At 42.2% G+C, this 23374-nt stretch carries 23 protein-coding genes; 10 read left to right on the forward strand and 13 right to left on the reverse strand.

The window, feature by feature from the left end; genetic code table 11:
• Nucleotides 1–64 precede the first annotated feature (64 nt).
• From trpA to BUW93_RS03585, 11 genes are all read right to left on the reverse strand, one after another.
• Nucleotides 65–832, reverse strand: a complete 768-nt coding sequence (trpA, locus tag BUW93_RS03535; protein WP_081209235.1) for a tryptophan synthase subunit alpha — start codon at nt 830–832, stop codon at nt 65–67.
• A 176-nt stretch (nt 833–1008) separates the two neighbouring features.
• On the reverse strand, nt 1009–2190 hold the full coding sequence (gene trpB / locus BUW93_RS03540; protein ID WP_081209237.1) for a tryptophan synthase subunit beta: 1182 nt from the start codon (nt 2188–2190) through the stop codon (nt 1009–1011).
• A gap of 143 nt (nt 2191–2333) precedes the next feature.
• Entirely contained in the window at nt 2334–2984 is a 651-nt protein-coding gene (locus BUW93_RS03545) for a phosphoribosylanthranilate isomerase (protein ID WP_232778303.1), read from the reverse strand.
• Nucleotides 2985–3082: 98 nt separating this feature from the next.
• Nucleotides 3083–3868 carry an indole-3-glycerol phosphate synthase TrpC gene (gene trpC / locus BUW93_RS03550; protein WP_081209239.1) on the reverse strand — a complete coding sequence of 262 codons (786 nt, stop codon included), beginning with the start codon at nt 3866–3868 and terminating at the stop codon, nt 3083–3085.
• A gap of 94 nt (nt 3869–3962) precedes the next feature.
• Nucleotides 3963–4955 (reverse strand): anthranilate phosphoribosyltransferase, encoded by a 993-nt coding sequence (gene trpD / locus BUW93_RS03555; protein ID WP_081209241.1) that lies wholly within the window; start codon nt 4953–4955, stop codon nt 3963–3965.
• A gap of 66 nt (nt 4956–5021) precedes the next feature.
• Nucleotides 5022–5324 (reverse strand): GIY-YIG nuclease family protein, encoded by a 303-nt coding sequence (locus tag BUW93_RS03560; RefSeq protein WP_081209243.1) that lies wholly within the window; start codon nt 5322–5324, stop codon nt 5022–5024.
• Between the two features lie 67 nt (nt 5325–5391).
• Nucleotides 5392–5988: an anthranilate synthase component II gene (locus BUW93_RS03565; RefSeq protein WP_081209245.1), complete on the reverse strand. Its 597-nt coding sequence runs from the start codon at nt 5986–5988 to the stop codon at nt 5392–5394.
• 72 nt (nt 5989–6060) lie between these two features.
• Complete coding sequence (locus tag BUW93_RS03570) at nt 6061–7455, reverse strand: anthranilate synthase component I family protein (protein WP_081209247.1); 1395 nt, start codon at nt 7453–7455, stop codon at nt 6061–6063.
• Nucleotides 7456–7689: 234 nt separating this feature from the next.
• Complete coding sequence (locus BUW93_RS03575; RefSeq protein ID WP_317042178.1) at nt 7690–8193, reverse strand: YceI family protein; 504 nt, start codon at nt 8191–8193, stop codon at nt 7690–7692.
• A gap of 63 nt (nt 8194–8256) precedes the next feature.
• A complete protein-coding gene (locus tag BUW93_RS03580) occupies nt 8257–8835 on the reverse strand; it encodes a YceI family protein (RefSeq protein ID WP_081209251.1) in 579 nt (192 codons plus the stop codon).
• A gap of 78 nt (nt 8836–8913) precedes the next feature.
• The gene (locus BUW93_RS03585; protein WP_081209253.1) at nt 8914–9366 is read right to left on the reverse strand and encodes a MarR family winged helix-turn-helix transcriptional regulator; all 453 of its coding nucleotides are present in this window, start codon (nt 9364–9366) and stop codon (nt 8914–8916) included.
• A 200-nt stretch (nt 9367–9566) separates the two neighbouring features.
• Here BUW93_RS03585 and BUW93_RS03590 point away from each other — a divergent pair, with 200 nt between their 5' ends.
• The 5 genes from BUW93_RS03590 (at nt 9567) to BUW93_RS03610 (ending at nt 13434) form a co-directional block, all read left to right on the forward strand.
• Nucleotides 9567–9881 carry a rhodanese-like domain-containing protein gene (locus tag BUW93_RS03590; protein ID WP_081209255.1) on the forward strand — a complete coding sequence of 105 codons (315 nt, stop codon included), beginning with the start codon at nt 9567–9569 and terminating at the stop codon, nt 9879–9881.
• 8 nt (nt 9882–9889) lie between these two features.
• Nucleotides 9890–10306, forward strand: coding sequence for a rhodanese-like domain-containing protein (locus BUW93_RS03595; protein ID WP_081209257.1), 417 nt, complete (start codon nt 9890–9892; stop codon nt 10304–10306).
• A 190-nt stretch (nt 10307–10496) separates the two neighbouring features.
• Nucleotides 10497–11741, forward strand: coding sequence for a S8 family peptidase (locus BUW93_RS03600; RefSeq protein ID WP_081209259.1), 1245 nt, complete (start codon nt 10497–10499; stop codon nt 11739–11741).
• Nucleotides 11742–11901: 160 nt separating this feature from the next.
• On the forward strand, nt 11902–12591 hold the full coding sequence (locus BUW93_RS03605; protein ID WP_081209261.1) for an outer membrane beta-barrel protein: 690 nt from the start codon (nt 11902–11904) through the stop codon (nt 12589–12591).
• A gap of 156 nt (nt 12592–12747) precedes the next feature.
• Nucleotides 12748–13434 (forward strand): MCP four helix bundle domain-containing protein, encoded by a 687-nt coding sequence (locus tag BUW93_RS03610; RefSeq protein ID WP_081209263.1) that lies wholly within the window; start codon nt 12748–12750, stop codon nt 13432–13434.
• Here the strand turns inward: BUW93_RS03610 and BUW93_RS03615 are convergent.
• Nucleotides 13431–16400, reverse strand: a complete 2970-nt coding sequence (locus BUW93_RS03615; protein ID WP_081209265.1) for a DNA polymerase III subunit alpha — start codon at nt 16398–16400, stop codon at nt 13431–13433. The genes BUW93_RS03610 and BUW93_RS03615 overlap by 4 nt on opposite strands.
• Nucleotides 16400–17617: a DNA polymerase IV gene (gene dinB, locus BUW93_RS03620; RefSeq protein WP_081209267.1), complete on the reverse strand. Its 1218-nt coding sequence runs from the start codon at nt 17615–17617 to the stop codon at nt 16400–16402. The genes BUW93_RS03615 and dinB overlap by 1 nt, the downstream gene beginning before the upstream one ends.
• 208 nt (nt 17618–17825) lie before the next feature.
• Here dinB and BUW93_RS03625 point away from each other — a divergent pair, with 208 nt between their 5' ends.
• From BUW93_RS03625 to BUW93_RS03645, 5 genes are all read left to right on the forward strand, one after another.
• A complete protein-coding gene (locus BUW93_RS03625) occupies nt 17826–18521 on the forward strand; it encodes a DUF6799 domain-containing protein (protein ID WP_081209269.1) in 696 nt (231 codons plus the stop codon).
• Nucleotides 18522–18572: 51 nt separating this feature from the next.
• Entirely contained in the window at nt 18573–19439 is an 867-nt protein-coding gene (locus BUW93_RS03630) for a hypothetical protein (RefSeq protein WP_232778304.1), read from the forward strand.
• Between the two features lie 181 nt (nt 19440–19620).
• Nucleotides 19621–21195: an NADP-dependent glyceraldehyde-3-phosphate dehydrogenase gene (locus tag BUW93_RS03635; protein WP_081209273.1), complete on the forward strand. Its 1575-nt coding sequence runs from the start codon at nt 19621–19623 to the stop codon at nt 21193–21195.
• 151 nt (nt 21196–21346) lie between these two features.
• Nucleotides 21347–21925 (forward strand): Crp/Fnr family transcriptional regulator, encoded by a 579-nt coding sequence (locus tag BUW93_RS03640; RefSeq protein ID WP_081209275.1) that lies wholly within the window; start codon nt 21347–21349, stop codon nt 21923–21925.
• Between the two features lie 75 nt (nt 21926–22000).
• A complete protein-coding gene (locus BUW93_RS03645; protein ID WP_081209277.1) occupies nt 22001–23371 on the forward strand; it encodes a TolC family protein in 1371 nt (456 codons plus the stop codon).
• Nucleotides 23372–23374: the final 3 nt, after the last annotated feature.

The raw sequence follows: 23374 nt of genomic DNA on the forward strand, positions 1-23374 counted from the left end.
TGAATTCCTTACTAAGGTACAAAAGCAGAGTCTTAAAACCTGTCAAGGGGATGTTAGAGTTAGGTTAAACCGGTCGGATAGCTTTAACAAAACCAGGAATATCGTGCTTTCCACCGCTGTTGAGGTGTTTTATAAAGGCCGAGCCGATGATCGCTCCTTTGGCAAATTTGGTGGCCTGCCCATAAGTTTCCTCGTCACTAATCCCAAAACCAACGATCTGCGGATTCCTGAGGTTCATTGCTGAAATTCTTTTGAAATAATCCCTGGTTTCCTGGCTGAAGCCTTTGGTTGAACCTGTAACGCTGGCCGTGCTTACCATATAGATGAAACCTTCAGAAACCGAATCTATGAAGCGAATGCGTTCTTCTGAAGTCTGCGGGGTGATCAAAAAGATATTGCTCAGCCCGTGTTTTTCGAAGATGTCGCGATATTTCTCGTTGTATTCCTCCACCGGAAGATCGGGGATGATGAGTCCATCGATGCCTACAGCAGCACATCTTTTGCAGAATTCTTCTACCCCAAATTGCAGGATAGGATTGAAATACCCCATAATAATAAGCGGAATTTCAACTTCCTCTCTTATGCCTTCCAATTGCTGAAAGAGTTTTTTAGTGGTCATTCCATTTTTAAGCGCCACCCCGGAACTCTCCTGAATGGTAGGGCCATCGGCCAGAGGATCGCTAAAAGGCAGCCCGATCTCAATAAAATCGACCCCGCTTTTTTCCAGATCTTTAATGATGGAAACGGTATTACCAGGCTCGGGATATCCGGCTGTAAAGTATATAGAGAGCAGTTTTTTGTCTTGGGCTAATGTGTTTTTTATTCTGTTCATTTTGTTGTGTTAATTCGTTAATTCGGAATTCGTTTCTTTTCTTTGGAGAAACGCCTCCTTCAGCTTTTCCACGCAGAGGCCGCAAAGTTTCCCGCAAAAGTCGCAAAGTTCTTTGCTCAGAGGTTATGATTTGGATTCAACAAAAAACAACAAACACCGAACAACAAACTTTTGAATTACAGCTTAAAATAATCAATATAAGTACTCAAATCCTTATCGCCGCGTCCTGAGAGGTTCACTACTACGATATCCTCTTCTTTAAACTTACGATCCTCGAAGATGGCCAGGGCGTGAGAACTTTCGATAGCGGGAATAATGCCTTCCAGTTTTGCCAGTTCAAGCCCCGCTTTCATTGCGGCTTCATCGGTAATGGAGATAAATTCCCCGCGACCGCTTCGGAATAAATTAGCGTGCATAGGTCCTACCCCGGGATAATCGAGTCCGGCAGAGATGGAGTAGGGCTCGGTGATCTGTCCGTCTTCGCTTTGCATCAACAGGGTTTTGCTACCGTGGATAATGCCTTCTTTGCCAAGGGCCGAGGTTGCTGCGCTCTCTCCGGATTCTATTCCTTTTCCGGCGGCTTCCACGGCGATAATGCCCACTTCAGGGGTATCGAGATAGTGGTAATATGCACCGGCGGCGTTGCTGCCACCGCCCACGCAAGCTACTACATAATCGGGATTTTCCCGGTTTTCCTTTTCCTTTAGTTGCACTTTGATCTCTTCAGAAATCACCGCCTGTAACCGCGCCACCATATCGGGATAGGGATGCGGCCCCACCACCGAACCGATAATATAATGCGTATCCAGCGGATTGTTGATCCAGTCCCTTATCGCCTCGTTAGTAGCATCCTTGAGCGTTCGGCTTCCCGATTTGGCAGGTACGACTTTAGCGCCCAACATCTTCATTCGGGCTACATTGGGTGCCTGCCTTTCGATATCAATCTCGCCCATATACACGATGCATTCGATGCCCATAAGCGCGCAAACTGTGGCCGTGGCCACCCCGTGCTGACCCGCGCCGGTTTCAGCGATGATACGGTTCTTGCCCAGGCGTTTTGCCATTAAAATCTGCCCCACGGTGTTATTGATCTTATGAGCCCCGGTATGGCATAAATCCTCGCGTTTAAGATATACTTTGGTGCCGTATTTTTTGCTGAAACGCTCTGCATAGTACAAAGGCGTAGGCCGCCCCACATAATCGCGCAGGAGCTCTTTAAATTCTTTCTGGAAAGATTCCTCTTTCATAATGTCCAGATACTGCCGGCGCAGTTCCTCTACGTTGGGATACAGCATCTCGGGAATATAAGCCCCGCCAAAATCGCCGTAATAGCCTTTTTTATCTACCTGATAACTCATTTCTTTCTCTGTTGTGGGTTATGAGTTGTGGGTTGTCGGTTATAAGTTAGTAACCATAAAACAGCAAACCACAAACTATAAACTATTTATTTTTATTTATAAAAAGATTGCTTCACCTTTCAGGTTCGCAATGACGCTTATATTTAAAATTGCTTTTTAAATCTTTCTAATTTTTCTACATCTTTCAAACCTGGTTCCGATTCAAACCTTGAATTTATATCTACTGCATATAAAAGCTCCTTTTTATCCTGCTTTTTGAAATAATTCTGCAGCTTTTTGATCGCTTCCACTTCATCAAGGCCAATTCCGCCGCTTAGGAAAAACGGCGTGGAGGAAGGGTAGTCTTTTAAAAGTTCCCAATTAAAAGTTTCTCCCGTGCCGCCTTTGGTTTTTCCTTTGGTATCGAAGAGGAAATAATCTACAATTCCTTCAAATTCCTGCAATACCGAAAAATCGAATTCTTCCTTAACCGAAAATACTTTTATAATCTCCATCCTGTCCATCCCGGCAAAGATGATCTTTAATTCCTGGCAGAATTCTGCCGACTCCCCGCCGTGCAGCTGCACCGCCCGGAGTTTATGTTTTTTTACCTTTTCCAGGATATAATCTGGGGAAGCATTTACAAATACCCCTGTTTTTTTTATTTCTGAATCCAGCTGAGGAATTTTTCCCTCGAAAAAGCGTGGGGTTTTTTCATAGAAGATAAAACCTATATAATCCGGCTGAAGCGTAGCAACTTCGCTGATGTTTTCCGGATGCTTCATCCCGCAGATTTTTAGTTTTAGGTTCTTCATCTTTTAAATTTATTAGCGTTTCCCTCCGGGTACTCCTCCATAAAACAAGGGGAGAGCTTTTTATTTTTGTTCACATCTCAACTTCGCTCGAAGTAAGTTTATTTTTCCAATTCTTTTATAAAATCTGCGGCTGCCTCTCCGGGATTATCGGTTTTCATAAAATTCTCCCCGATTAAAAAGCCCTGGTAGCCGTAGTTTTTTAAATCTTTTATGGCCTCTACGGAGCTTATCCCGCTTTCAGAAACCTTTACAAATTCTGTGGGGATCTGTGCCGAAAGCTCTTTGCTGATATCGGTGCTCACTTCAAAGGTCTTTAAATTCCGGTTGTTCACGCCCAACATATCCAGACTGGGCATTACAGATTTTTGAAGTTCTTCTTCGTTATGGACTTCCAGGAGTACTTCCAGGTTCAGACTTTTTGCAAATTCTGAAAGCTGTTTTATCTGCTCCCGCTCCAGCACCGCTGCGATAAGAAGAATGACATCTGCCCCGTGGGCTTTGGCCTCCAACAGCTGATATTCGTTGATGATGAAATCCTTGCGCAATAAAGGTAAATTAGGCGAAGCCCTGGCATAAAGCAGATCCTCCAGGGAACCGCCAAAATACTTCCCATCGGTTAACACCGACATCCCGCAAACCCCGGCTGTTTCATAGCCTGTGGCGACATCGCTCACATTCAAATCCTGATTGATCACCGATTTTGAAGGCGATCGCCTTTTATGCTCTGCGATGATCCCGCTGGCTGAATTTCTCAGGCGCTGAGACAGCGAAAGCTTTTCCCGGTCAAAAAGAGCTGAATTCTCCAGCTGCGAAACCGGGATTACCTGCTTTTTTAAAGCTACTTCTTTGTGCTTATCGGCTATTATTTTTTCTAAAATGTTCATTTCTCTGTTGTGAGTTCTGGGTTCTCAGTTGTCGGTTAATTTGCTGTTTGTGGTTTGGGGTTCAATGTTCGAAATTTCCACTTTCCACTTTCCACTATTTACTAAGTTCCTGTAATTTTTTCAATCCTTTTAATGCTCTACCTGATTTCAACGATTCCTGAGCTTCTGCAAAACCTTCCTGGGGGCTCAGGTTTTTGGCGGTGGCGATGGCCATTCCGGCGTTGGCGCAAACCACATTGTTTTGAGCTGCGGTGCCTTTTCCGCTTAGAATCCCGGTAAAGATCTTTGCTGCACTTTCTATGCTGCCTCCTCCTGTGATCTCTTCCTGCTTCAATGGTTCCACTCCAAGATCTTCGGGACTCAGCATCATTTCCGAAGAATTGGAAATAATCTTGGTGCTACCCGTTAGTGAGATCTCGTCATAGCCGTCCAGGGCGTGCAGAATGCTAAAATTCTTATCGGTATTCTGATACAAATAAGCGTACATCCTGGCCAATTCCAGGTTGAAAACCCCAACCAGTTGATGTTTCGGAAAAGCCGGATTCACCATTGGCCCCAGCATATTAAAAAAGGTCTTTACCGCCAGGGATTTTCTGATGGGCGCAACATTTTTCATCGCGGGATGAAACAAAGGCGCATGTAGAATACATATCCCAGCTTCATCCAGGCTTTTTTCCAAAAACCCGGCATCGTTGGTGAATTTAATGCCAAGTTGTTCCATCACGTTGGAACTTCCGCTTACCGAAGAAACCCCGTAATTTCCGTGTTTGGTGACTTTTACTCCTGCGCCTGCAGTAACAAAGGAAGCCGTCGTGGAAATATTAAAAGTGTCTTTGCCATCGCCTCCGGTTCCGCAGAGATCGATGGGATTATAGGCGCTGAGGTCTACGGCCAGGCAGAGTTCCAGGAGTCCGTTGCGAAAGCCTTCCAGCTCCTCGATGGTGATGCTACGCATCATATACACCGTAAGAAAAGCGGCGATCTGGCTCTCGTTATATTCTCCTTTCGAAATGCTGAAGAGGGCCTGTTTGGCTTCTTCCTTGGAGATGGTTTGGTGGTTTATTAACCTGTTTAATAGTGCTTTCATTTATTTGTTTTGTCACTCCCGCGAAGGCGGGAGTCTAATTTTTTTGGATTTCCTCCTTTACAATGTTTAATAATTTTTAAATCTTAAGCTTAGATCTTCCCAATCAGGATTAAAATCATTTATTAAATTTACTTTCCATAACCGGTTCCATTTCTTTAATTGCTTTTCACGTTGAATCGCCAAAAATGGAGAATTGAATTTTTCATAAAAGACTAACCTATTTAAATTGTATCTCCCACTAAAACTCTTTAAATTTTTGTTGCGATGCTGATGCAATCTTTGTTTAATATTTCCAGTCATACCAATATATAATGTGCCATTTTTTCTATTAGTGATAATATATACGTGATATTCCGGGTTCGATTTCATTTATACTAATCCTTAAGAAATTTTATGTATCAAAGAGATTTCCGCCTTCTTCAACGATTTTCAAAATTTAAGAGATTTCCGCCTTCGCGGAAATGACTTTAGAATTTACCCAATTCTTGATCATTTGTTTCCCCTCAGGCGTCAACACCGATTCGGGGTGGAACTGTACCCCGCGTACATCATAATCCCGGTGACGCAGGGACATCACCTGTCCGTTTTCGTCATAGGAGGTTGCAATGAGGGAATCGGGGAGTTCCTTTAAAACCACCCAGGAGTGGTAACGCCCTACTTTTAACTTCTTCGGAAGATCTTTAAAAAGTGGTTCGTCGTCTACACAAATTTCAATTTCGGTAGCAACACCGTGGTAAACGCTTTCCAGGTTTCCCAGTTTTCCACCAAAAACCTCTCCTATGGCTTGTTGCCCGAGGCAAACTCCCAGTATGCTTTTGTTGGCCGCATATTTTTCTATGATAGGCTTCAGGAGTCCGGCTTCATCTGGAATTCCCGGCCCGGGGGAAAGCAGGATCTTATCAAACTCTTCTACATCTTCCAATTCCAGTTGATCGTTTCTCCTCACTGTGACTTCGCAATCAAGTTCTTCCAGATAATGCACCAAATTGTACACAAAAGAATCGTAATTATCGATAACTAATATTTTTTTCATTTTTACTTGATGTAAAATTAAAATCTAAATTTTTGTTCTAAAAAACTCCTTATTATGGAGTGGGAGCAGAGTTTATATTTCTTCTGCAATTTCCAGGGCTCTTGTTAATGCTCCCAGTTTATTATAAACTTCCTGTAATTCATTTTCTTCCACCGATTCTGAAACCACGCCGGCGCCGGCCTGGTAATGTAGTTGATGGTTCTTGCTCACAAAAGAGCGAATGATGATGGCGTGATTGAAATTGCCCTCAAAATCCATAAATCCGATAGCGCCGCCGTAGGCATCCCGGTTTACGTTTTCATATTTTTCAATGAGTTTCATCGCGCTGTGTTTTGGAGCGCCGCTAAGCGTTCCCGCCGGAAAGGTGTCGGCTACTACCTGCATAGTGTTGGTGTTGGGATCTTTTTGCCCGGTGACTTTGCTCACCAGGTGAATCACGTGGGAGAAAAACTGAATCTCCCGGTATTTTTCCACTTTTACATCGTTTCCATGGCGGCTAAGGTCGTTTCGGGCCAGGTCTACCAGCATTACGTGTTCGGCATTTTCTTTCTCATCGGCGGCGAGTTTTTTGGCCAGTTCGGCGTCCTCCTCATCGTTTCCTGTCCGTTTAAATGTTCCGGCGATGGGGTGTATTTCGGCCCGACTATCTTTTACTACTAATTGGGCTTCAGGCGAACTTCCGAAGATTTTAAAACTTCCGTAGTCAAAATAGAAAAGGTAAGGGGAGGGGTTCACGCTACGAAGCGCCCGGTAAACATTGAACTCGTCTCCCTTGAATTTCTGGGAAAACCTGCGGGAAAGCACCATTTGAAAAACATCTCCCCTGAAGCAATGTTTTTTGCCCAGTTTCACGTTTTCTTTGAACTCTTCATCGCTGAGGTTGGAAACCGGAGCTTCCTGACGCGTGAAATTATAGGTGGCAAAATTGCGCACTTTGATTTGTTGTTCTATTTCTTCGATCCGGCTATCTGTATTGTAGCTGTGATCGAAGATATAAGCTTCGTTGTTGAAGTGATTTATCGCGATGATATTCTGATAAACCGCATAATAAATATCGGGAATCTGCAGATCGCCCTTCTTTTTGCTAATCTCAATATCCTCGAAATACCGTACCCCATCATAAGCGATATAGCCGAAGAGTCCGTTATTTATGAACTTGAATTTGCCGTTTTTAGCCCTGAATTTTTGAGAGAACTCCTGAATCTTTTCGGGAATGTTTACGTCAGAAGTAATCGGGCTAGTATTTTTTGTTCCATCGGGAAAAACCTCGGTAACCACTTCATTCTGAAGTTTTATTGAAGCTATGGGGTTGCAGCAGATATAAGAAAATGAATTATCGCTGGCGTGGTAATCGCTACTTTCCAGCAACAGGGAATTAGGGTATTTGTCCCGCAGCTTCAAGTAAACGCTCACCGGGGTGATGGTGTCGGCGAGGAGTTTTTTATGGGTGGTTTTAAGTTCGAACATATAATATTATTAAATAAAAAAAGGCTTGTCGTGAGACAAGCCTTTGTATGATTTTATACTATAGCAGTGTTACTTCACGACGATTGACGTAAATTATTCCACCACCAGGTATTTGCTATTCTGTTTTTCATCAGGTTCAAATATAGAAAGCATCTTGAAAAAAGCAAGGCATTTTCTTATTAAAAAAAGCCGGAAAAGTAATTTTAACTTTTCCGGCTGAAGTTGGGGCAATTTTTATTGGAATTTCAACTCAACATTTAAATCGAAATTATCGTAAATGGTTTGGTCTCCTAGTCCGCTAAAGAAACTACCTGAATTATAGCGCACGTTGTATTTAGAACGGTCGATAGTTAATTTGGTAGTAGCGGTATTATCGCTCCAGTCCAGGTCAAAAGTTACAGGATGAGTCTGATCTTTGATAGTGAGATCACCAACCACACCATAAGTACCGTCGTCTTTTTTGGCGACACTGGTAATTACGAGCTTTGAAGTTGGATAATTATCTACTCCAAAAAAGTCATCTGAATTCAGGTGGCCTTCAAGACCTGCTTTATCGTCTCCTTTAAGGTCGGTTACGGTAATGCTGGTCATATCCATTACAAACTCTCCACCTACTATTTGATCGTTTTCCAGCTGGAATTTACCATCTTTAAGATCGATCGTTCCTTCGTGAGATCCAAGTACTTTTTTTCCTTTCCAGGCAACATTACTGGCCTGAGCATTTACTTTCTTTTCCATAGTCATATTATCTTTTTTCTTTTTCTTTTATTTCTTTTCAATAGCAATTTCTTTCCCTGCGATTTAGAATTTTAAATCAACTTTTAAGTCGAAGTTATCATAGATGGTCTTGTCTCCAAGGTTATCGAAGAAGCTGCCTGACCCATAACGTACATTATATTTGGACCTGTCGATGCTTAACTCGGTAGAAGCAGAATTTTCGTTCCAGTCGAGGTTAAAGGTTACAGGGTGAGTGTCTTCTTTGATAGTAAGATCGGCCACGACACCATAAGTACCGTCGCTTTTCTTAGCGGCACTGGTGATCACCAATTTAGCGGTAGGGTAGGTCTCCACTCCGAAGAAATCATCAGATTTCAGGTGACCTTCCAGTTTGCCTTTGTTCTCACCTTCAAGGTCGGTTACCTTAATAGAACTCATGTCCATTACAAATTCTCCGCCTTTAAGCTCACCGTCTTCAAGGATAAAATGACCTTCTTTAAGTTCAACGGTCCCTGTATGGAAGCCGGTAACTTTTTCACCTCTCCAGGTCACTTCGCTGTCTTTTACATCAATTTTTTTCTTTTCGATACCGTTTGCGGTAAAAGCTACAGTAGTTAACACGATCACCGATGCAAGAGCACCTTTTAAAACATTCTTTTTCATACTTTTTGTTATTTGATTTTGGTTTATTTTTAATTAAGTTTTTGTGGGAGATAATTGGTGCCCCTTTTTGTGAAGGGATTAACCTCTTAACTCATTTAAGCTATCGTTTATCAACTCAATTTCTTCGGAATTTATCCGTGAAGCGATTTCAGATTCAATGTGGTCTATCACCGGGTCTACCTCTTGTAAAAACTCCAGTCCTTTTTTGGTAATACTAATCTCCACTTTGCGCCTGTTTTTCTCACAGATTACTCTTTCTACATATCCTTTTAGAATCAATTTATCTACCAGTCTCGTGGTATTACTCATCCTGCTAACCATTCGCTCCTGGATGGTACTTAGATTTGCCGGTTTTCCTTTTTGTCCTCTAAGAATGCGTAATACATTAAACTGGGGAATAGAAAGATCAAAATCTTTTAGGGCCTCTCCAATCCTGTCGTTAATATGATTGGCTGTAACCAGGATATTAAGGATAAGCCGGCGGGACTCCGGGAGCTTATTGGTGGTTTTTATGGTTTCTTCTATGCTCATTTGTCATTACAACATTTGTATGTACAAATATAAGATAGGGAATGAGATTTGGTATTGTGGATAGTGTTAAATATTTTACAAAATTTCTATTGGGAATGAGCAAAAGGCTTTATAAGGAGGAAATCTTTTTACCTTTCGTCAAAATTTGAATAACAATATATTTTCACTTTCAGAGAATAAAAAAAATAAGCTTAAAGATTATGAAAGAACTAACTCAGGAAGAATGGAGAGAAAAACTGGAGCAGGATGATAAGGCTGTGGTTTTGGATGTGAGGACAGAAGAAGAGATGGAAGAGGGCTATCTTCCGAATGCAAAACTTATAGATATTTATAAGGGACAGGAGTTTGTAGATGAAATCGAAAAGTTGGACAAGACCAAGAATTATTATATCTATTGCCGCTCTGGACAGCGCAGCGAGCAGGCCTGCCAGCTTATGGATCAAATGGGATTCCCCAATACCTATAACCTTCTTGGAGGAATTATAGAATGGGAAGGTGAAATAGTGGAAGACTAATTTTTGCTATGATAAATATAAGCCGACTGCTGGCCGGATTCCTTTTATTAGGGAATTTTTATTCCTGTAAAGAAGTTCAGGCCGAATCTTCAGAATCACCAAATTCCGTCGAACATATTAGTGTAGAAGAGATGAAGTTGCATCTTCAGATGGAAGATGTACAGCTAATTGATATCCGGTCCCGGGATGATTATACCGATGCTCATATCGTGAATGCAGAAAATATTGTTTTCGATAAGGAATTCAGAAAAAAACTGACTAAGCTCGATAAAATTCGGCCGGTATTGCTTTATTGTACCGATGGCTCTAAAAGTAAAGAGGCTTTAAAGATTCTCAAGCGAATGGGATTTCAGAATGTCCAGGAACTGGATGAGGGTTTTAAGCAATGGGTGGCCAAAAATGGCCAGGTAAAAACTCCTGAGTAATACATAATAAAAATCTTAAAATAATAGCAAGTCCCCTGTTTTTAGGGGGCTTTTTTTATGGTGAATTTTACATTTATTCGAGCATATCCTTGCTTTTCTTCTAATAAAAAATAAAAAAATTTGTTTTTTATCTATAAAATCATAGCTTTGATCGATCTATTAACCTTTTATTAACCAAACATTTAATTTTATGATTTTACAAAAACTCAGGCCTTTAGCAGTTACTGTTATGGCCGCAGCATTCATGTTCTCCTGTTCCCAGGATAAGGAGGAAAACCAAAGTCTGGAAGAGCAGCAGGTAGCTCCTTCCAATTCCGAAATTATTCAGGGCCAATACATCGTGGTTTTTAACACCGATGTGACAGGTGATGAAGCTGCAAAGTATCCTGACAGCTATGCAAAAGCCCAGGAATCGGTTAAAGCTAAAACCGAAAAACTTTTAAAAGAAAGCGCTATTGAAGATGCCGACATTTTTGCGGTATACAGTAAAGTGTTAAATGGAGCTGCAATGAAATTAACTGCGGAACAAGTGGAACGCCTTCGCGGAAAAAAAGAAGTGTCTTATATTGAAGAAGACAGGATTGTAACTTTCGCTCCACCTTGTGGTACACCAAACGGTGGCCCATGTGATGGTGACGGCGGTGGAGATGGTGGAGGTAGTACCGGCCAGGAGACTCCCTTTGGTATCACCCGCGTAAACGGAGTAGCAAATTACACCGGTTCGGGAGTGGCCTGGGTAATTGATTCGGGAATAGACCTGGATCACGAAGACCTTAATGTGGATGCTTCCAGAGGTTTTAATGCCTTTACTTCCGGAAAGGATGGTAAATCTACCGATGATGGTAACGGGCACGGAACACACGTTGCAGGTACTATCGCTGCACTAAATAATGATATAGGAGTAATTGGGGTTGCACCAGGTGCGACTGTAATTCCGGTAAAAGTTCTTGACAGTCGTGGTAGTGGCTCTTACTCAGGAGTAATCGCCGGGGTTGATCACGTTGCAGCTAACGGAAACAGCGGAGATGTAGCCAATATGAGCCTTGGAGGACCAACTTCTGATGCTTTGGATCAGGCTGTACTTTCGGCTTCACAACAAGGGATTAAGTTTGCTCTTGCTGCTGGTAATGAAAGCTCCGATGCTAACACCAGTTCTCCTGCAAGGGTTAACGGTGCTAATATCGTTACAATTTCAGCAATGGATTCTAATGATAACTGGGCTTCTTTCTCTAACTACGGAAACCCACCCGTAGACTATGCAGCTCCTGGAGTCGCGATTAAGTCTACCTGGAAAGGTGGTGGATATAATACCATAAGCGGTACCTCTATGGCTTCACCACATGCAGCAGGAGTGTTGTTGCTTGGTAATGCCAGTACCGATGGTACTGTAAACGGAGATCCAGATGGAAATGCAGATCCAATTATTGTACACTAAGAAATTAAATAGATCATTAAAAGCATCGGTTTTACCGGTGCTTTTTTTGTTGATATACGTTTAGCCGTTTTTTTGCGTTAAAAAGATATAGAGTATTATTCTATTATTTTATTTAATTGATATATTTACCCGGGAAGTTAAGACCGATAAATCTACATTTATGAACAAAAGTTTTTTACCCATTTTAATTGGGCTAATGTTTTTCAGCCTTTCTTCAAATGCTCAGGAATATAGTTTTGGAGTGAAAGGGGGTGGTAATTATGTAATGGGAGGATCCATTACCGGCGAAAATTCAGGAGTAGGCAATTTTGATGGCACCGTGGAAGCTGATCCTGAATTTGGATTTCACGCCGGGGTTTTCTTTCAGTTGAAATTTGGTAAATTCTTCATCAGGCCGGAAGCGATGTATCACACTATGGGAACTACCTTCGAATTTCCAACGCAGCCTTCTGCTTACGAGGTGGAGAAATTAAGTATCCCGCTTCTTTTTGGTTATAATATTTGGGGCCCAATAGATATCTATGCGGGACCTGCCTACCAGAATGTTATGAGTTCCTCCCTGGAAGGTACCGAACCACCAGATCAGGTTATCGTGGCGCAGAATACTCCGTTGGCAGCTCAGGCAGGGGTGAAAGTCAATTTCGGAAGGTTTGAATTTGACCTGAGGTATGACCGTACTCTTGCTTCTAAGGAAACCCAGAATATAGACATAGTTAGGGCGGAATATGGAATTAATAAAGGTTATTTTACCGATACCCGTCTTAACCAGGTGCTTTTAAGTATAGGCTTTAAAATAGGGGATAGTGAGTCTAATCCGGGTAGACGCCGTGGCAAAGGTTGCTATTTCTAATAACAAAAATATAAATATAGAAAGCCTCAGTTTCGAGATTCGGAATTGAGGCTTTTTTTATTAGGAAAAACTTAAAAAAACCGGGCTTATTTTGTTATTTTGTATGGCACTCAATTGTTTACAAGAGAGCGTGATTTTTGATTAATCCCGATTGCTATGAAAGATCTATTTTCCATTAAGCCTGAAAAAAGGAAACGCCTTATATTGTTGCTTAGTCTTTTTTTTGCTCTTATTCTTATTGCTGAATTGATTGAGAATAAAAACCTTCAAAAAATCGATAACGATTTTTCTTCCCTGTATGAAGATAGGTTGATCCCCGCTTCGCAAATGTATATGCTTTCCGATCTTCTTCACGAAAAGCAACTCATCTTTGAACACCTTAACGACAATAACTTTAGAATTGCGTCTACTGATCTCGAAAAGATAAAGGAGGAGAACAGGGAGATAAATAATATTCTGGCAGCATATGAAACTACTTATCTGGTGGAGGAGGAAGTAGAACATCTGTCAAATTTTAAAGCTAATCTAAAGGCTTACCAGGAGGTGGAGACTGAGATTCTTTATCATCTTGAGAATAAAAATTTTGGGGTGGCCCAGGGACTAATCAACACCAGAGGGAGAAAGCTTTTTGATAATGCTAATACTCATTTAAACCGACTTGCAGAGATACAGCCGGAAGTAGGCAGAGAATTACTGGCTCATTATCGTTCCAGTTTTGGGAGTTCCAGTTTGTTGTATTACTTTAAAATTGCGATTACGCTGCTTTTTGGGGTTTTTGTTTTACGCCTGCTTGGCCTGGTGAATCTGGTGAGTCAGCCAAAACAGAAATTCGAGCTCAATTAGTAAACAGCTGCGACCAGGCGGGGATCGCTTAAAACAGGCTGTCTTTCTATCGATTTTACCTGCAGGGAAAGATAACCTAATTCATTTACTACCCTGCCCTTACACAGGTAAATGCCCTTAGCTCTTACCGGATATTTTTCGGCTATATTGGGGAAATGCACCGTGTCGAAAACATCATCGTTTTTATCGAAAAAAGTTCCGAAATACATATACCGCCCATTAATGGTTGCTGTTTTCTTCAGGGTAATGAGGTTTCCATAGATACTAACTTCCTTCCCTACATAAGCTTTTAATTGGCCAGCCATTACCGAGGCCTTCATTTTATATTTCAGCAATCTAAACCGACTGCACAGCGGAAACCCGAGAAGTTCTATCTCGTCGTAGGCATCTATCAATTCGGAATAAGAGAATTCAGGTAACTCAAAATCTTTATGCGGAGGTTTGAACAACACCGCCTGCGAGGTTCTGGCTTTGGTTTTGTTGAGTTTGAAGTGGGCTTTCCATAACAGTTGATGTTTGTCTGTGCCTGTAAATCTGAAGGCATTGATGCGCAGGAGAATGCTAAGTTGTTCGATGGAAATGCTTACCCGATCTATAAATTCATCAAAGGATTTAAACTCCCCAAAAAACTGGCGATTCTCCAGGATCTTCTGAATGCTTTTGAGCTCAAGTTCTTTTAGGTACCCAAAGCCAAGGTAGACATCTTTTCCGTAGATTACTGTGGGGTGGTCGCTTTTATTGATACAGGGCGGATGGATGTTGCCGCCACATCTTTTTATTTCCTTGAGGTAGGTTTCCACGTCATAAAATCCGCCACCGTTGTTTAGTGCCGCCACCATAAATTCCAACGGGAAGTAGCGCTTTAAATAAAGGCTCTGGTAGCTTTCTACCGCATAAGAAGCCGAGTGGCCCTTCGGAAAGGCATAGCCGGCAAAAGAAGCGATTTGTTCCCAAACTTCCTCTATCAGGTATTCTTCATAGCCTTTTTTAAGACAATTCTCTCTGAAAGTAGTTTTGATGCGCAGGAGGTCTTCCTGCAGGTATTTCTTCCCGCTCATGCCACGTCGTAATACATCGGCATCGTCAAAATTAAGATCAGCGAAGTGGTGAGCTACTTTCATCACATCTTCCTGGTACACCATTACTCCATAAGTGTCGGGCATAATTTTTAGCAACACGGGGTGAGCCTCCTTCCTTTTCTCCGGATTCCTGTGACGCTGAATATACTCTTCCTTCATCCCTCCGCTGGAGACCCCCGGTCGTATCACCGAGCTCGCTGCCACCAGATTCATATAATCCTGAGTCTGCAGTTTGATAAGTAGCCCCCGCATGGCAGGAGATTCTACATAGAAAACTCCCATACAATCTCCTTTCTTCAGCAGGGAATTGATCTTGGGGTCTTCCTTGAAAAGCTGTATATTTTCAATGTCTTCTATTTTTGCCTCCGGCTGGTTTTCTTTGATGATCTCAATAGCATCGGTGATCTTGGAGAGTCCGCGCTGGGCGAGGATGTCGAATTTATGGATGCCTACATCTTCGCAAACATTCATATCTATTTGCAGCGTTCTAAAACCTTTGGGTGGTAAAAAAGTAGCACAATAATTATAAACGGAATCATCGAGGATGGCGATTCCGCCGGAATGCACGCTTAAATAATTGGGAAAACCTTCAATAAGAGCGCTATACCTCAGTACCAGTTTCTGGGTTTCGTCCAGTTCTTTAAGTTCAAAATAGCCCGATGCCAGTTTGTCGATCTCTTCTTTAGGAAGTCCGAAAACCTTGCCGAGTTCCCGGGCCACCGCGCGGCGTTTAAAAGTGACGTAGGTGGTTAGCAGGGCTGTGTTTTCATATTTTCTGAAGATATAGGAGGTTACCTCGTTGCGGTCTTTCCACGAAAAATCTATATCGAAATCGGGCGGCGAATTACGGTAGGCATTGATGAAACGCTCAAAATAGAGGTCAAGTTCAATGGGATCTACATTGGTAACCCCAATGATATAAGCTACAATGGAATTGGCTCCGCTGCCCCGACCAATGAACGGGAAATTCCTGGATCGGGCATATTCCACGATGTCGAGATTGATGAGGAAATAGGGCGTGAAATTGAGGGCGGTGATGGCTTTGAGTTCTTTTTCCACCCGTTCCAAGATTTCCTGAGTGGGGCTTGGGTATCGTTTTGACAAACGTTCATAGCAAAGCTCCCGTAGCTTATTAATATCATCAGGTTTATTATTTCCGAAGACCTGCAGGTTGCGGTTGATGCGGTTTGCGCCAAAATCGAAGTTTACGCGGCAGGACTGCATCAGCTTCCTGGTGTTTTCTATGATGTACGGGAAATCTTCAAATTCCTTTAAAAGCTCCTCTTCGGGAAACATTTTTTGAGAAAAAGGAGCCTGTTCCTCTTTTGGAAGTTTACTCAGCAAGGTATTATTGTCTATGGCCCGAAGGAGTCGGTGTGCGTTGTAATCTTTTTTACTTCGGAAGCTCACGCTTTGGAGAAGCACCAGCTTATCTTCGAAGTTCAGGTATTCTGAGAATTTTAATTTCCGAAGGCGTTCCGCAGAAACCCCGATAAATTCATTAGTGCGGAAGTGAATTTTCTTCCTGCTCATCACTTTTTCAAGAGGGTAGATGATGAAGCATTCCGGGAGTTCAGGAGCATCTGCGGGAAAATCTTTTTTCTGATGAAGCTGTTCAGCAAGATGTGTATTGAGTTCCCTGAAGCCGGTATTGTTCGCGGCTATCCCCACATATTGCTGATCTACACCATTTCTGAAATCTATCCCGATAATTGGCGTGATTTGATATTGCGGGGCCTGTTTAATAAAATCCAGGCAGGCCGAAGTGTTGTTAATATCGGTTAAAGCCAGAGTAGAAACGGCATTTTTTTGTGCAAGCTTGCAGAGTTTCTCTACAGAAAAGGTTCCGTAGCGCAGGGAATAATATGTGTGGCAGTTGAGGTACATTATTGTTTTCTATGGGCCAGAACTATCGGCGGGGCGCCATCAAAAGCATTCCCCATTCTACCGATGGTTTTTGTGCCTAAAGTGATGGCCCGCATCACGCTGTGTTCCCCAAATTTATTGCGAATACGATCTATGGAATTGTAGAGGTTCAGCATTTCTTCAGAATCATCGAAGAGATTGATCTGGTAATTTCCGCCTACGATCCCGCTGAATCTCACTCCTATAAGCCTTATCAACAAGCGGCGGGAATAAAGTTGTTGAAAGAGTTGTTCCACCTTTGGAATGAGAATATGATCGGCACTGGTATAAGGAATTTTGATCTGTTTGCTTTGCGTCTGAAAATCGGAATATCTGATCTTTACGCTCACCTGGCTGGTGAGTTTATTTCCTTTTCTAAGCTGATAGGCCAGGCTCTCTGTCATGGCTACCAGGGTGGCGTGTAACCTTACCACATCTATGGTATCGCGACCAAAGGTACGTTCGGTAGAGATAGATTTTCTCTCGTGAAAAGGGATGATAGGGGGATTGTCTATGCCGTGGGCCCTTTTCCATATCGTGCGGCCGTTTTTGCCCAAAACGCTTTCCAGCATTTCTACGGGCATTTGCTGGATGGTTTCAATTTTATAAATGCCCAGGTTCATTAGGGTTTGATAGGTTTTATTGCCTATCATCGGGATCTTGTTTACGGCGAGAGGCGCCAGGAAATTCCGTTCGTTGCCCTGGGCGACGATACTTTCAGCATTGGGTTTTGCTTCGCCGGTGGCGATTTTTGAAACGATCTTGTTCTGCGATAAGCCAAAAGAGATGGGGAGGCCACTCTCTTTTATAATACTTTGGCGAAGCTCTTTAGCGAATTTCTCTATTCCGAAGAACTTGTCCATTCCGCTGAGATCGGCATAGAACTCATCTACGCTGGCTTTTTCAAAAGAAGGAACCTGATTTTTAATGATTTCGGTAACCACATGGGAGTGGTGGGTATAGGTACTGGCATTTCCTTTTATAACAGTAGCCTGGGGGCAAAGCTGCCGGGCTACTTTCATAGACATTCCGGAGAAGACCCCAAATTTACGCGTCTCGTAACTCGAAGCAGCTACCACCCCGCGGTCTCCCATGCCACCTACGATAAGCGGACGGTTGTTTAATTTGCTGTTGTGCAAACGTTCTACCGACACAAAAAATGTGTCCAAATCCAGATGTAAGATAGACTTTTTATTCATTAAAAAAAGGAATTAATCCATTAAATAGGAAATAATCCAAAATTATAAAATTGTGAAGATGTAGCAGTGGGTTTATGCGTTAAATTTTAAGTGATAAAAACGGCGGGCTGAAAAATAATTTAAGAATTTTTTTTTCCTGAGAAATATCATTCTTTCCAGTGCATTTATGCGCTAAGTTTATTAGAGATATTAACCTAAAGTAAATATAATGAGGATACTATTTTTATTGGTATTTCTGTTCTTAGGCGTCCAAACAGGGATTGCGCAGGACAGGGATCAGGACAAAGACCAGGATCGTGATCAAACACGATTAATGATGGTAGATGGAGATCTTTTACAGATAAGAGATCAGGATCAACAGCGGTTACAGGACAAAATAACCCTGAATGACGGTACCGTATTAAGTCCGAATGGGGCTTATGTAACCCGCGACGGGAAAAGACTTCGACTTAAAAACGGAGAATGTCTTGATATGGACGGGGTGAAGTATAACAACGAATATCAGTACCGGTTCAAGGTTCAACAGGAGAATAAAGGCTTATCTGAAGCCCAGATCCAGGAACGGAATCAAAATCGTGTGCAATATTCCCGTATAGATGGAGATATGTATCGGATAAGGAATCAGTCGCAAAACCGTGTGCAGGAACAGCTTAACGTGGGAGATGGGATATCTGTAAGACCAGATGGAACTTACCAGGTTCGCAATCAACAACAAATGCGCCTTCAGGATGGCGAATGTCTGAATATGGATGGTGAGAAACTCACCAATATGTATCAGTTTCGTAAAAACATCGCGCAGAAGAATATGATGCAGAACAAGGTACAGAAGAACATGCAAAAAAACGTTCCAAAGAACGTACAAAAACAGGTTCAGAAAACTCCCCGGAAAGGAAAAAACAATTAATCAGAAAGCCGGCAATCAGTTTTGATTGCCGGCTTTCTTTAAATCTTAATTATGAAAAAGCTACTACTATTCCTCATGATATTTCAGGGGATTGGCTTATGGGCCCAGGCCGATAAAAACCTAAGGGAAGAAAAAAAACAGGAAGGGATTTCCTTTCTTTTTGCAGACCTTAGTTATTCTAGTGATGCGGTTTTTATGGGAAGAAGAGATTCTGTGGCGGCGCCTTATGTGATGCCGTCTTTAGGATATTACCACCGTTCCGGTTTTTATGCCGATGCTTCGTTGTCTTACCTGGTAAAAGATGAAAACAGGGTGGATATGGGCTTGCTTAGTGCCGGTTACCGCTTTGATGCAAATGGGCTTAACGGAGGGATTTCGGCTACCAAATATTTCTTTAATGAAGACAGTTACAATGTGCAGTCTCAAACCTCCGGAAACCTAATGGCTCTGTTAGGCTATGATTTTAATTTCCTGGAATTGAGTGTGACCGGGAGCGCTTATTTCTCTGAAGACGGGGATACCGATTTTTTCGCCGGGCTTATCCTTGATAATACCCTTAATTTAATTGAAAATAAGCTCACTCTAAACCCTACTTTCAGGTTAAATGCGGGCTCCCAGTATTTCTACCAGGAATATTATCAAACCAGCCGTTTGGGAAACCGAAAGGGAAAAAACGCTATGCAGCAGGTTCCGGCAGAGACTATAGAGATAGAGGAAGCTTCAAACTTCAATATTCTTTCTGTGGAATTGAGCCTACCTGTGTATTACTATCATAATCAATTTATTTTTTCTTTCAGGCCTCATCTTGCATTTCCGCAGGGAGAGAGCAAGATTATTATCCAGGACGCGGTGTATGAAGAAACTTTAGACGATGTTTTCTATTTTTCAGTGGGAATAGGTTACTGGCTTATTCCATAGAAGCTGTCTATTAAAAAACAAATTGCTCTTACTTGTATGATCTCCTGCTTATTTTTTGAGAAATGCTGCTTTTGTTTTCTCTTGCATCATAAAATTTTGTGAAAGCTGCCGGACTAAGTTCCTATTGGCTCAAAACTTCTTAGTTTTAAATTTCTTTCTTAATAACACCAAAACCTAAATTATGAGTAACAGTAAGTCTTATCAAGTTGAACCGATTCATCAGGACACTTACCTGGCAAACGGAGAATTAATAAAATGGGAAGGGAAGAAGGATGAGGTTTATTCCACTATTTCTTCTTCGGAAAGCTACAGCAAAACCCTGTTAGGGACGGTGCCGCATATGGATGAGGCTACTGCCCTGGAGGTATTGGAGCACGCCTGCAATGCTTACGATAAAGGGAAAGGAGAATGGCCTACCGCGAAAGTGGCTGAGCGGGTGAAGAGCATGACGAAGTTCGTGAAACTTATGGAGAAAGAGCGGGAAACCGTAGTGAAGTTCCTGATGTGGGAGATAGGTAAATCCCTGCCCGATTCTGAAAAGGAATTTGACAGGACGGTGGAATATATTTACGATACTATTGAAGATTATAAACAGCTGGATCGCGATAGCGCCAATTTTAAGAAGCGGGATAATGTGCACGCACATATCCGCCGCGGGCCATTGGGAGTGGTTTTATGCTTAGGCCCATATAATTATCCATTAAATGAAACCTTTGCCTTGCTTATTCCGGCCTTAATTATGGGGAACACGGTGATCTTTAAACCGGCAAAACACGGGGTATTATTATTGTCTCCTTTGCTAAAGGCCTTCCAGGAAAGCTTCCCTAAAGGCGTGGTAAACATTATTTACGGCAGGGGTAGAGAAGTGGCCGCACCAATTATGAAAACCGGCAGAATAGATGTGCTGGCGTTAATTGGCAATAGCAAGTCGGCTATTGCCTTGCAGGATCAGCACCCGCATAAGAACAGGCTGAGACTGGTGTTAGGTCTCGAGGCTAAAAATCCCGCGATTATCCTACCCGATGCTGATCTGGATCACACCATTGAGGAAGTCCTGTCTGGGACTCTATCCTTTAACGGCCAACGTTGTACAGCTTTGAAGATCATATATGTTCATGAAGATATAAGAGAGGAGTTTAATAGGCGTTTTGCCGAAAGGGTAGACCAGTTAAAATTCGGCAATCCCTGGGATGATGGCGTAAAACTAACGCCCCTGCCTGAACCGGATAAACCTAAATATATCACCGAATTGATAGAAGATGCACAGGAAAAAGGGGCAAAGATCCTGAATAAAAAAGGAGGCAAGGTGATCGATAATTACATTTTCCCTGCCGTGCTTTATCCGGTGACCAAAGAGATGAGGGTGTATCAGGAAGAGCAGTTTGGCCCGGTGATTCCCGTAAAGTCCTTTACTTCTATAGAAGACCTTCTAGACGAGATAGCCGATTCCAATTATGGCCAGCAAGTAAGTCTCTTCGGAAAAGATGTGCATAAGCTCGCGCCGCTTATCGACACCATGGTAAACCTGGTTTGTCGTGTTAATCTAAACTCTGCCTGCCAGCGAGGGCCAGATGTGTTCCCTTTCACCGGAAGAAAAGACTCTGCTGTGGGAACCCTGAGCGTACACGATGCACTACGTTCTTTCTCTATAAGAACCTTTGTGGCTTCCAAGGACAACGAGTATAATAACAAGATCCTGCAGGAATTGGTTTCCGGGAAGGAATCTAATTTTGTGAGTACAGATTATATTCTTTAAACTCAGTTCTCAGTTCTCAGTTCTCAGTTCTCAGTTCTGAGAACTGGGTTCTGTATTTTAGTTTTTCCGTGGATAGTGGATTGTTGAAGTTGGAAGTCTTTGGTCTATAGATTTACTTAACTTTATAATCCCATTTTGAAGCCCTTATTAAATGAAACTTTCCAGGTTTTTACAAAACATTGTTCCCTTTCCTGCTGATGAACTGGAGGATATTGTTTCTTATTTTGAAAGAGAAACAGTTTATAAAAATGTTCCCCTGGTTAAGGGAGGACAGGTTTGCTCTAAACTTTACCTGGTAGAGGAAGGAGTAGGAAGAAGTTATTACCTTAAGGAAGACGGGAAAGAAATTACACAGTGGTTTTTTGTAGAAGGGCAATTCATGTCAAGTATTGAAAGCTTTTTTCAGCAGAATCCCAGTTTATATTACCTTGAAATGTTAGAGGATTCGGTTTTATACAGCATTACGCGGGAAAATCTCGATCTCTTGTTTGCTCGTTACCACAATATGGAAAAACTGGGCAGGCTTCTTTCTACAGAGATGCTTACGCGCGTAGTTAATAAACTCAATGCTATCCAGTTTCAAACGGCCCGTGAGCGTTACGATTATATGCTTAACGAATACCCCAATATTGTTAACCGGGTACCCCTGGGAAATATTGCTTCCTACCTGGGAATGACCCAGGAAACCCTAAGCCGTATTCGTAAAACAGAATCCCGTAATAAATCCTGATTTGTATTATTTGATCTAGGTCAAAAGAAACTAGCTCCCTAATAAGGAAATTTGCAGTGTTTAAAAAAAGCTGCAATGAAAATAGATTTATTGAAATTTACCCTACAGGTTATTCTGCTGGTGGGGCTGCTTCCTGATGCTTCTATTGCCCAGGAAACAGATCCTGCCCTGGAAAACCTTATTAAAAAGGGCCTGGAGAAAAGCCATAGTATTAACATTAATCAGCTGGATGCCGAACAGGCGCAGGTAGATCAAAAACTTGCAAAGTCTGTTTTTCTTCCAAAGATTTCTCTCAACGGTAGCTATACCCGTCTTAACGATGATATCTCCTTTGATGATGATACTCAAAACCTTTTAATGGCTACTCAAAAGCTTCTGATAAAAGAAGCAGCAGGTCTTCCTTTTAATGCGGCTTTTCCCGAAAATATTCCACTACAGGAAGTCAACAATCTTCAGGATAAGGATATCCTGAAATCTTCTGTAGATGTGGATTGGGTCTTGTTTAGCGGATTTGAGGCTACCAATGCTCTCAAAGCTGCGAAACATAAGGAGGCATCTTTACACTATGCAGGAATGGCCGAAAAAGACCGAATCATTCTCAAAATTATTGAAACATACGACAAATTGGCCCTGGTAAATGCCTCAGAAAATGTGCTTGCTGCTTCTGAAGAATATTTAAAGGATCAGGAACATTTTGTAAAGAAAGCTATAGAGAATGGACTGGCTACTCCTATAAGCCGGAAAAAAATAGAGCTGGCCCAGCAGCAACTGGCAGCCAGGCAACTGGAGTTCAGCCATAACAAGACCCTTCTTATCGAGGTGTTACACCAGCTCACGGGAGAAAATAAGAAAGTCTTAGGCTCCCTCAATCCCAGACTTACCGGGATGCAAACTAATGAATTAGCTCCTGAAAAACGGAATGAAGTGATGGCTTTGGAAGAGGCAGAAAAAGCTACTGAATATAAATCAAAGATGGAGAAAAGCCAGTTTATACCTAAAATAGCCTTAAAAGGCCATTATGAATTTCTAGAGGATGATTTATCGCTTTTTGATCCCCAATGGTATGCCGCAGTTGGTGTTAAATGGAATCTTTTTGATGGTGGGCAGGCCCGGTTGAACAGTCAAAAAACAGAACTTGAAGCAAGAAAATACAGGGAACAGATCCAAGAAGCTGAAGAAATGATCGCCTTGAGCATTGTTAAAGCCGAAAACGCTTATGAAGCTTCCCTCCAAAATTCCCGTATTGCCAAAAAGGAGATTGAATTGGCCAGTGCCACCTTTGAGCTGGTGAACAAGCAGCATAAAAATGATCTGGCCTCTATTGCCGAAGTTTTAGATGCCCTGAAGGACCTGGAAAGGGCCAATTTCCAATTGCAGGAATCTTACTTCAGCCAGCGAAGAGCCGCAACCACGCTGCTTCATTCTAAAGGATTACTTAATTACTAAAGC

Origin of the sequence: Salegentibacter sediminis, from assembly GCF_002078605.1 — a bacterium.
GTDB lineage: Bacteria > Bacteroidota > Bacteroidia > Flavobacteriales > Flavobacteriaceae > Salegentibacter > Salegentibacter sediminis.